The 10,436-nt window shown below is 40.4% G+C and carries 6 protein-coding genes, 5 pseudogenes and 1 other annotated feature; all 11 genes and pseudogenes read left to right on the plus strand.

Annotated features, from left to right (window positions below; all coding sequences use genetic code 11):
- On the plus strand, nucleotides 1-698 hold a 698-nt coding region (locus JCM21531_RS23015; protein ID WP_243467838.1), incomplete at its 5' end, for a cadherin-like beta sandwich domain-containing protein.
- Nucleotides 699-721: 23 nt separating this feature from the next.
- Nucleotides 722-1,168 carry an S-layer homology domain-containing protein gene (locus tag JCM21531_RS23025; RefSeq protein WP_162149323.1) on the plus strand — a complete coding sequence of 149 codons (447 nt, stop codon included), beginning with the start codon at nucleotides 722-724 and terminating at the stop codon, nucleotides 1,166-1,168.
- Between the two features lie 157 nt (nucleotides 1,169-1,325).
- Complete coding sequence (locus JCM21531_RS15890) at nucleotides 1,326-2,141, plus strand: sporulation peptidase YabG (RefSeq protein ID WP_038291299.1); 816 nt, start codon at nucleotides 1,326-1,328, stop codon at nucleotides 2,139-2,141.
- Between the two features lie 135 nt (nucleotides 2,142-2,276).
- Nucleotides 2,277-4,235 carry a DNA topoisomerase 3 gene (locus JCM21531_RS15895; RefSeq protein WP_038291301.1) on the plus strand — a complete coding sequence of 653 codons (1,959 nt, stop codon included), beginning with the start codon at nucleotides 2,277-2,279 and terminating at the stop codon, nucleotides 4,233-4,235.
- Between the two features lie 247 nt (nucleotides 4,236-4,482).
- Nucleotides 4,483-5,015: pseudogene (locus JCM21531_RS23035) on the plus strand (undecaprenyl phosphate translocase family protein).
- Between the two features lie 638 nt (nucleotides 5,016-5,653).
- Entirely contained in the window at nucleotides 5,654-6,547 is an 894-nt protein-coding gene (locus JCM21531_RS15905; protein WP_094184830.1) for a mechanosensitive ion channel family protein, read from the plus strand.
- Nucleotides 6,537-6,736: pseudogene (locus JCM21531_RS15910) on the plus strand (DUF951 domain-containing protein). The gene JCM21531_RS15905 and the pseudogene JCM21531_RS15910 overlap by 11 nt, the downstream one beginning before the upstream one ends.
- Before the next feature lie 83 nt (nucleotides 6,737-6,819).
- Nucleotides 6,820-8,003 (plus strand): annotated as a pseudogene (locus tag JCM21531_RS15915) (S1C family serine protease).
- 114 nt (nucleotides 8,004-8,117) lie between these two features.
- Nucleotides 8,118-8,411, plus strand: a complete 294-nt coding sequence (locus tag JCM21531_RS15920) for a hypothetical protein (protein ID WP_038291303.1) — start codon at nucleotides 8,118-8,120, stop codon at nucleotides 8,409-8,411.
- A gap of 121 nt (nucleotides 8,412-8,532) precedes the next feature.
- A pseudogene (locus JCM21531_RS15925) lies at nucleotides 8,533-8,996 on the plus strand (nucleoside deaminase).
- A 116-nt stretch (nucleotides 8,997-9,112) separates the two neighbouring features.
- Nucleotides 9,113-9,353: a binding site (T-box leader), on the plus strand.
- 116 nt (nucleotides 9,354-9,469) lie between these two features.
- Nucleotides 9,470-10,436 (plus strand): annotated as a pseudogene (locus JCM21531_RS15930) (thiamine pyrophosphate-binding protein); the annotation flags it as partial.

Below are 10,436 nucleotides of genomic sequence, written 5' to 3' on the forward strand. Positions count from 1 at the left end.
CACCGACACCAACACCGACACCGGAACCAACACCGACACCAACACCGGAACCAACACCGACACCGACACCGGAACCAACGCCAACACCGACACCGACGCCGGAACCAACACCAACGCCGCCGCCAGAACCGATACCGATACCAATATCGACCCCAGAACCAACACCGACGCCGACGCTGATGCCAACACCAACGCTTACACCAACTCCAACCCTTGAGGTGGAAAAGGAGCCGTATCTTTCCGACCTTATAGTTACAGGAGCAAAGCTTAGACCTGCATTTGACCCGGATATACAGCATTACGATGCAGCGGTGGAGGACGGTACGCGGCTTGTATGCGTTATTCCATATACATCGGTTGAGGATGCTGCAATTACTTTAAATGGTGTTCCTGTTGAAAACGGAAGTATATCTCACGCTATTATGCTTAATAACGGCAATAACGAACTGGTTGTCAGGGTTGTTTCAAAGGATGGAAAGACCTCAAAGGTATACCGTATAAATATTTTCCTTAAGGTATTGCCGTCGCCCACACCAACTCCTGAGAAAAGCGGCAATCCGTTTTTCTCATCGGTGGAGGATTTGCTTAAAGAAAATGAGCTTGGATCAAATGAAACAAAAGGTGAAGTTTTTGATGATGTGCCCCAGGGCTACTGGCAGAGGAGTATATTCGCAAGCTTTATGACGGAGGCATTGTAAAAGGAGTCAATGAAAAAGCCTTTATGCCCGGAAGGCCTATTACCAGAGCAGAGTTTACGCAGATAATTGTTAATTCCTTGAAAATTCCTTATATGGAAGCAGGATTGCATTTCAATGACGTTGATGAGAAGGATTGGTATTATAAAAGTGTATCTGCTGCTGCAGCCTTTGGTATAATTGTTGGAAGACCTGACGGAAGTTTTGCTCCGGATGAATCTATAACCAGACAGGATATGGCAGTAGTTATCGCCAAGTTTTTAGAGAAAGGGCATGGAAAAGACGCAGAAACTTTGGCGAAAAATGTGGTTTTTGCCGATAGCAGCAATATTTCAGGATATGCATTGAATTCGGTGGCAGCAGTTACATCTCAAGGGTTGATGGTTGGCAAGCCCGGCAATATGTTTGACCCTAAAGGACTCACAACAAGAGCTGAAGCCGTAACGGTTATTTGCAAGCTGCTAAAGTATTAGAAAAGGTACATCTGTAGTTTTATATAAAGCCAAAGATATAAGATAAAGTTATAAAAATTATATAAAGTCTCAGGTGTAAAATTTATGTCAACAAGCCTCCTATAAAGATTTATTTGCATATTATGCAATATGCAAATATCTTTTTAGGGGGTTTATTATGTCAATATTAAATATTGGAGATATAGTGACAAGAAAATCCTATGGTCAGGATATCTACTTTACGGTAGTTGATATTCAAAGCAAGGATTCTCTAAAGCCTGTATATGTTCTAGAGGGATTGTTTTACAGGATAATTGTTGATGCATATGATGACGATTTGGTAAAGAAAGACCCCAGAAGTGCCAATCTTAATTTGAGGATGGATTTAACAAGAGCAAGGAGTAATGCTTACAGGGCAATGCCTTCTGGCAGATGTTTCTTGTTTGGTAAACCCCGGCAGAAGCCCGGGAAGGTTCTTCACATTGATTCCAGTGAGAGTTATTTAAGAATGTGCAAAAATCTTTACAGGGAAGCAGGAATTACATCCAGGGAATACCTTGCGGCTGAGAGTGAACAGCCTAATATTATAAGACGGGCTCTTATGGAAACGAAACCGGACATCCTTGTGGTAACAGGTCACGACAGCTTGAAGAAAGGCGCAAATCCTGCCTTGATTGACAGCTACAGAAACTCAAAATACTTTATTGAATGCGTTAAAGAGGCAAGAAAATACCAGCCTGATTACGATAAATTGTGTATATTTGCAGGAGCATGTCAGTCATATTTTGAAGCTATTATGCAGGCGGGAGCTAATTTCGCAAGCTCACCGGGAAGAATAAACATCAATGCTTTAGACCCTGCCATTGTGTCGGAAAAAGTTGCACTTACAAATAAAGAAAATTATGTAACTCCTGAGGAAGTCAGCAAATTGACAGTATCAGGAAGTAAAGGCGTGGGGGGAATAAAGACCAGAGGACATTTGACGGTTCTGTAAACGGCTGTATGCAAGGAATGTACCGTTTTTTGCCCGGTTGAAGCAACTGTTTGTTTAATGTAAAATAAATAATATTAAAGCGTTTGGAAGATAAATTTATATATAATGACAAACTGATATATAAGGAGATACGAATTGGGTAAAAAACTATACATTACGGAGAAGCCTTCAGTGGCAGCAAGTTTTGCGGAAGTTCTGGGCATGAAAATTACAAAGCAGGATAAAAGCAGAGGATATGCCGAGTCGGAGCACTCAGTGGTAACATGGTGTTTTGGACATCTTATCACAATGGCATATCCTGATGCCTATGATCCAAAATACCGGGAATGGAAGGTGGAAGATTTACCTATAATCCCCAAACGATACAAATATATTGTCATTGATGACGAAGGTGTAAAAAAGCAGTTCGAGACAATAAAGACATTAATGCTGAGAGAGGATATAGACCTTATATATGCATGTACCGACAGCGGCCGTGAGGGAGAATATATTTACAGACTTGTTTATGAACAGAGCGGAAGTAATAAAAGTGCAAAAAGAGTGTGGATATCTTCGCAAACTGAAGAAGCCATAAAAGAAGGTATTCGCAATGCAAAGGATATAAGCGAATATGATTCCCTGGCCAAAGCTGCCTACAGCAGGGCCAAGGAGGATTGGCTCTTTGGAATGAATTTCAGCAGGATATATACCTGCCTGTATGGAAGAAAAGTGTCGGATCTTTTAAAGGAGAACAAAGCCTCTGTTATAGCAATCGGTAGAGTTATGACATGCGTGCTGGGACTTGTTGTGGACAGGGAGCAGGAGATAAGGAATTTTGTGCCCAAAAAGCATTATGGCATAGCGGCAATGTTTCTGTCTTCCGACAGCAATCTTTTATACAAAGGCAAATGGGTGCCTCAGGAGAAAAAGGACAGTAAGGAGTCAGACGATGAAGAAAAGTATATAAGCCGCGAGGAAGCGGAGCAAGTTATTGAAAAGCTGAAAGGGCATCCAGGAAAAATAAAGAAGGTTGAGGTTAAGACAAAAAAAGAACAGCCTCCCCTTTTATTTAATTTGGCGGAGCTTCAGTCGGAGGCAAACAAAAAGTTTAAACTTCCTGTGGACAAGACTCTTGAAATTGCCCAATGGCTGTATGAAAAGAAGCTAATTACCTACCCCAGGACCGACAGCAGAGTACTTTCAACCGATGTTCTTGATGAGATACCCAAGGTTTTGAACGGGATTTATAAAAATCCGGAATACAAAGATTATGTGCTGAGGATAAAGGAAATGGGAGACCTTAAGGTCACAAAGTCTACAAAAAGGTACGTTGACGACAGCAAGGTTACGGACCACTATGCGATAATACCTACATATGTAACGGCCGACACCGTACGCATGGATGACAATACCAAAAATGTGTACAACCTTATTGTAAAGAGGTTCTTGGCAATCTTCTATCCTCCGGCGGTATACAATACGGTCCGTGTGGAGACGGCAGTGAATAACGAAATTTTTGTTTCCAATGCCAAAACCCTTAAGGAAGCGGGCTGGAAAGAGGTTTATGAGGTCAGTGTGGCAAAGCAGGATGAGGAATTGACGGAGATACCCATACACCTCTTGGCAAAAAATGAAGTGGCAGAGGTTAAGGAATTTGAACTTGAAGAAAAAGAAACCAAGCCTCCTTCACGGTATACCGACGGTTCGCTGATAATTACCATGGAGAAGGCGGGAAAATTCATAGAGGATGAAGAACTAAGGGAGCAGATAAAAACCTGCGGAATCGGTACTTCTGCTACTCGTGCCGGAATAATAAAGAAACTTAGGGATATTGGTTATATAAAAATAAATTCCAAAACTCAGGTGGTAACCCCCACCCTTAAGGGGGAGGCCATAGTTGAGGTGGTTAGAAGGACGGCTAAAGAGCTTTTGAGTCCGTCGCTTACGGCCAGTTGGGAAAAGGGTTTGGCAATGATAGAGAATAAGGAAACTACGGAGGAGATTTTCGAAGAAAAGCTTTATGCATATATAAATAGGACCATAAACAAAGTAAAGAAAAGCAGAGGCAATATTGATCTTGCAAGAATAATTGATACCGAGGAAAAGGTGAAATAAAAGCTATTTTCCCGAGCTTCTTTGTAAAACTACGGAAACTTAGGGAGATGGTTATTTACATATCAAGTGTATGATGTTATAATTTTCATCAGTGAGCATAGAAAAAAGGAGGTGTACACACCGTTATAAAAGTATAAAAGGTGTGTTTGTGTACATGAAGAATAAGTTTAAAGATGACTTGCTTTTAATGTTAAAAGGCTATATCATAGGTTCATCTATGAGCGTTCCCGGAGTGAGCGGCGGCACAATGGCCATTTTGCTGGGGATTTATGATAAGTTGATTAGTTCGGTAAGCAATTTTTTAAAGGACATCAAAGGAAATATTATATTTTTAATGAAGGTTTGTATTGGAGCCGGTGCCGGTATTTGCTCCCTCTCGTTTTTAATAAAATGGCTTTTGGAAAAATTTCCGTTGCTGTATCCGTATTTTTCTTAGGTGCGGTAGTTGGCGGCATACCTGCGCTGTATAAAAAGACGAAGGAATCCTCATTTAGAATATCTTCGGTTATTTATTTTTTGCTGGGCTTTATTATTGTGATATCCATTGGATTTATTCCTACAAGAAGTATCAATATTAGTATCGGTTCAGGTATTACTCATTACTTGATGTTATTGGTGACCGGTATTGTAATTGCTTTGGCTTTGGTGCTTCCGGGTATTAGTACTTCGCACATGCTGCTGGTATTGGGTATGTATGATTCTATGCTTGCGGCAATAACTAACTTTGATATTGTCTTTATCGGAATATTGGGAATTGCAACGTTAATAGGAGTTTCCTGATTACAAAACCAATCGAATGGACATTAAATACATTCCCTCACCAAACATATTGTGCCATTATAGGATTTGTACTTGGTTCCACAACGGAGATTTTTAGAGACAAAATATTACCTGCAATTCCTCAAAGTGCGGGTGCAGCTTGGTGGATAGGGTTCGGTCTGATGTCCGTAGCTACATTTATCTTGGGATTTATAGCTATTAATTCCTTGTCCAAGTTTCAAAATGATTAATCATGTGTCAGAAAATAAAAAGAAGCAGCTTCGGAATAAAATCCGTTGCTGCTTTTTTTGAATGTGGTGGATGTGTTTTTACTAAAAAAAAACCCGTATAACTACGGGAACTGGTATTAGAGAGGGAAAAAAACTTTCCCTTTACATCTTCGGTTATATTATACATCTTATGGATGTTGCAAAACAAGTCAAAAACTGTTCTATTTTGAGAACATGTTCAAAAAATGTTTAACATGTATTGACAAGAGAATACGGGGTATTTTCTTGAAAACTGCCGCACTATGAAATAAAACGTTCTAACTATATACGCATCATTGCTTTTTCCAATGCATTTAATATAGAATAATATAAAAAAGCAGTATGCTATATTTAATTCAAAGTTGAGATTATGTAAAGAGGAGAGCGAAAATGATGGCTGATATTATACGATGGATTACGGATATACCTCAGAATTTGAAAATGATTCTGGGAGGATTATACAATCCGTTGGTTTTGATAGTTAAAATAATTGCAATACTTGTTGTTGCTATTTTACTTTCGAAATTCGGAAGCAAGATGATTAGAAAAGCCTTGGAAAAGCAAAAAACTTTTAAACGTAAATTGGATAACAAGAGAATTGATACCATGTCCACGCTTTTGGTGAGTATGTTCAGGTACACAGTATATATTCTTTCGGGGGTCGCAATTCTCACTCTTCTGACAAATGCGCTGAATCTGCAGTCAATAATGGCCGCTGCAGGTATAGGCGGGATAGCTGTAGGATTTGGTGCACAAAGCTTGATTAAGGATGTTATATCCGGTGCTTTTATTGTATTTGAGAACCAGTATAGTGTCGGAGAAAATGTAACATTGGAAGGCAAGACGGGAGTCGTAGAAGAGATTGAGCTGAGAGTGACAAAGGTAAGGGATATTAGAGGAGATTTGCACATCATTCCCAATGGAGAGATTAAAAAAGTAACAAACCATTCAAGGGGAAATAAAACTGTTATTGTCGACATTCCGTTAGCTTATAAAGTGGATATAAACAGAGCCTTTAAAGCAGCAGGCAGGGTTTGTAAGAGCTTTTCAAAGGAGTTTGATACTATAGTTGAAGAACCTAAAGTCCTTGGAATTACGGAGCTTGGTAAGGACAATTTCACCCTTAGGATTACTGCAAAGACAGTTCCCGGTGCCCACTGGGAGATGGAAAGAAAAATAAGGAAGAAAATAAAAGAAGAATTTGACAAAGAAAATATAGAATTTTTTGAAAGATATAAAGTGGTATTGGATAGCACAGAAGGAGGAGAACAGCATGGAGCATAAATACTGTATAGGAGAAATTGTAGAGCTGAAAAAACAGCATCCGTGCGGCAGCAAGCAATGGGAAATAACCCGGGTGGGTGCTGACTTTAAAATAAAGTGTCTGGCTGTCAGCATCAGGTTATGCTTCCGCGGCCGAAGTTTGAAAAGAGTGTCAAGAAAATTATACGCACAATAGAGGAAAACTCATAAAATTCATCAAAAAAGTCTGTTTTTTGAATTCTTTTAGGGTTTTGTTGAAATACTAGAAATAAAAACTCTAAAAGGATGGTACTATGTTTGGAAGAAGCAAAGAGAAAAACGGTTTTTTCACCATATTTGCAACATCACTTCTGACGTCTTTAGGCGTGGGACTTTTATTGATTTTCTCTGTTACGGGCTTTATAAACGGAAAGCGAAATACGGCTCCCCAAACACCTCAGGGGGGTACTGGGATTGAAATGCCCAGTCCACAGCAGATTAAAGCAGAACAAACCAATGATATAAACAGTGAAACCGGTAATACAATACAGAATGTTGCGGAAAATGCATCAAGGGCTGTGGTAGGGATTTCTGTGCTTAAGGTTGACAGCAGTTCAATATTTAATCCCAATGCTGCCCAGGAGTGGGGTGTAGGCTCGGGAGTAATAGTAACTCCTAACGGATATATCCTTACCAATCACCATGTGGCGGGAGGAAAAAGCAAAAGGATTGTTGTTTCGCTGGCCGACGGGAAAAACTTAGACGGAGTAACAGTTTGGTCCGACTCCGTATTGGATTTGGCGGTGGTAAAAATACAAGCGGAAGGGCTTCCGACAATACCGTTGGGAGATGCCACAAGGCTTAAAGTGGGAGAAACTGCAATTGCTATCGGAAATCCCTTGGGGCTTCAGTTCCAGAGGACAGTGACTTCGGGTATTATCAGTGCCTTGAACAGAACTATACAAATTGATACCGAGCAAGGTAGAAATTATATGGAAGGCCTTATTCAAACCGATGCCAGCATAAATCCCGGAAACAGCGGCGGACCGCTTTTGAACGCCAAAGGTGAAGTGGTGGGAATCAATACGGTAAAAGTGGCCAGTGCGGAAGGGATAGGCTTTGCCGTACCTATTAATGTGGCAATTCCCATAATTAATAAGTATGCAAATACAGGAGAGTTTATTGAGCCATACCTTGGGGTTTTTGCCTATGACAAAGACATTATTTCCTATATTGACGGGAACGTAAGGTACAAAACGGGGTGTATGTGGCAAATGTAGACGAAAACGGACCGGCTTATAAGAGTGGAATACGGGTAGGTTGCATCATGACTCAGATTGACGGGGAGGAAATAAGTACGATGATGCAGTTAAGATGTGTCATTTATTCTAAGAATCCCGGGGATGTCGTGACCATAAAGCATATCAGCGACGGTAAACCCCAGACCGTCCAAATCAAGCTTTCTGCAAAGGAAAAAGACGGACTTGTTACAAGGTAGAAAAGTATCACTCTTTAATGATTTTAATGAATTGTACAAGATTATTGGTATATCCTTCATGTAAAAATGGAAAGACTTGCATTGAAAAACATTTTTACATGGAAGGTGCTATAAATGAACACGAACAGGAAAATACAGGATAAAAATAGTTTTGAAAAAATGATAAAAGAATATTTAAAACAGGGCAGAAGCAAGCTGCTGAATGAGTTTACCGGAACGAGGGAAGCCATGGGCAAGATTGCATCCGAGAAAATAAAGGACTTTATTAAAGTTATGGACGTAGGTCTTGACGAAGCAGAAAGGGAGTATCTGCGGGAATTGATTGTATCAGCCATGTATCAATCCTTTTGTTATGGCTACAGCATAGGAAAAATTGAGGGTAAAAGCGAAAATAGAGTATTGATTTAGAATTTTATATAAGAAAAATAACACACAAGGATATACAAATTTCCTTTAAATTATGGTAATATTAAGTATAGAGAAAGTTTCGGGAGAAAGAACCGAAAAATTTTCAGGATGGGACAATACTATGAATGATTTTATGAAAGAGGCTGTTAAAGAGGCTGTGGCAGGGATGAGGGACAACCATGGAGGCCCCTTTGGAGCGGTAATAGTCAGGAACAATGAGATTATTGCCCGGGCGCATAACGAGGTCATAAAGAACAATGATCCTACAGACCATGCAGAAATGATTGCGATTAGAAAGGCAGCTAAGGAACTTTCCCGATTTGACCTGGGAGACTGCGAATTGTATTCTTCCTGTGAGCCGTGTCCGATGTGTTTTGCAGCCATTCATTGGGCAAAGATAAAAAAGTGTATTATGGTTGTACCCGGGAAGATGCCGCAAAAATAGGTTTTGACGACAATTATATATATGATGTTATAAAGGGAGAAGCTGACGAGAAAAGAGTAAGTTTCGTGCAGATGGACAGGGATACCTGCCTTGAAGCTTTTAGAGAGTGGGAGCAAAAACAGGATAAAGTCCGGTATTAGTGCCCATATGTATAAGATAAAATACATTAAAATTGGGCTTGGTATTTGATAAAAAACGTGTTGACTTTATGTATGTGCGTTGATAAAATGTTTATCAATTATACTCAATTATATGGATACATGCTGTGATGGAATAAAGATGCATTTGATTGCCAAAGAGAGCTGGTGGCAGGTGGAAATCAGCGCATGACATGCATGTATAACTCGTTCCGGAGCTTCATTGCCGAAATCTAAGTAGGCAATGACGTTGACTTCACGTTACAGTCAGGGTATATGGGGAATATACCCACTGAGGGCATACATAAAAGTATGTTGAAACAGGGTGGTACCACGTTGGACAATCCCTTCGTCCCTGCGGACAGTAGAACGTGTTTGCGGAGATGAGGGGGTTTAATTTTATAAATTTGTTTGCTGGATAAATTTGTTTACTAGCTTTATATATTTATAGCTTAGTATATAAGAGGGTGGCGATTATGAAACTTTCAGGTGCACAGGCTATTGTAAAGGCTTTGGAATTGGAAGGTGTGGAAGTTGTTTTCGGTTATCCGGGAGCTGCAATTTGTCCTTTCTACGATGCACTAATGGAATCTAACATAAAGCATATACTTACCAGGCATGAACAGGGAGCTGCCCATGCTGCCAGCGGATATGCCAGGACAACGGAAGAGTCGGTGTATGTGTTGCTACATCGGGACCTGGAGCGACCAACCTTATTACAGGTATTGCCGATGCGTATATGGATTCAACCCCTTTGGTGGCTATTACCGGGCAGGTTAACTCGGAGCTGATAGGCAGGGACGTGTTCCAGGAGGCTGATATTACCGGTGCAACAGATCCTTTCTGCAAGCACAATTATTTGGTGAAAAACGCAAAGGATTTGCCCCGTGTGCTAAAGGAGGCCTTTTATATAGCATCGACAGGAAGGCCGGGTCCGGTTCTTATCGACGTACCTATAGATGTACAGACAAAGGAAATTAATTTTGATTACCCGGAAAATGTTGATATAAAAGGTTACAAGCCAAATTTAAAAGGCCATTCTCTTCAGATTAAAAAGATTGCTCAAGCTATTGAAAAGGCACAAAGGCCAATTATATGCGCCGGGGAGGAGTAATTAATTCCAATGCCGCCGGGGAGCTTTTTGAGCTTTCTAAAAAGTGCGGAATACCTGTTGTTATGACGTTAATGGGTATTGGAGCTGTACCGTATGATTATGATCTCAACTTGGGAATGCTTGGAACTTATGGGGTATATACCGCTAATTATGCTGTGAATAATGCGGACTTGTTGATTATTATCGGGGCAAGGGTTGCTGATAGGGCAATAAGCAATCCTCAGCAAATTGCAAAGAAAAAGCAGATAGTTCATATTGACATCGACCCTGCGGAGATAGGCAAGAATATCGATGTCACGATACCGGTGGTCGGAGACGTGAAGCAGGTA

It is taken from the genome of Acetivibrio straminisolvens JCM 21531 (assembly GCF_000521465.1).
In the GTDB taxonomy this organism is placed as follows: domain Bacteria; phylum Bacillota; class Clostridia; order Acetivibrionales; family Acetivibrionaceae; genus Hungateiclostridium; species Hungateiclostridium straminisolvens.

Coding starts and splice junctions, on each gene's coding strand:
- JCM21531_RS23025 (WP_162149323.1), top strand. CDS start 722: ATGCCCGGAAGGCCTATTACCAGAGCAGAGTTTACGCAGATAATTGTT.
- JCM21531_RS15890 (WP_038291299.1), top strand. CDS start 1,326: ATGTCAATATTAAATATTGGAGATATAGTGACAAGAAAATCCTATGGT.
- JCM21531_RS15905 (WP_094184830.1), top strand. CDS start 5,654: ATGATGGCTGATATTATACGATGGATTACGGATATACCTCAGAATTTG.
- JCM21531_RS15920 (WP_038291303.1), top strand. CDS start 8,118: ATGAACACGAACAGGAAAATACAGGATAAAAATAGTTTTGAAAAAATG.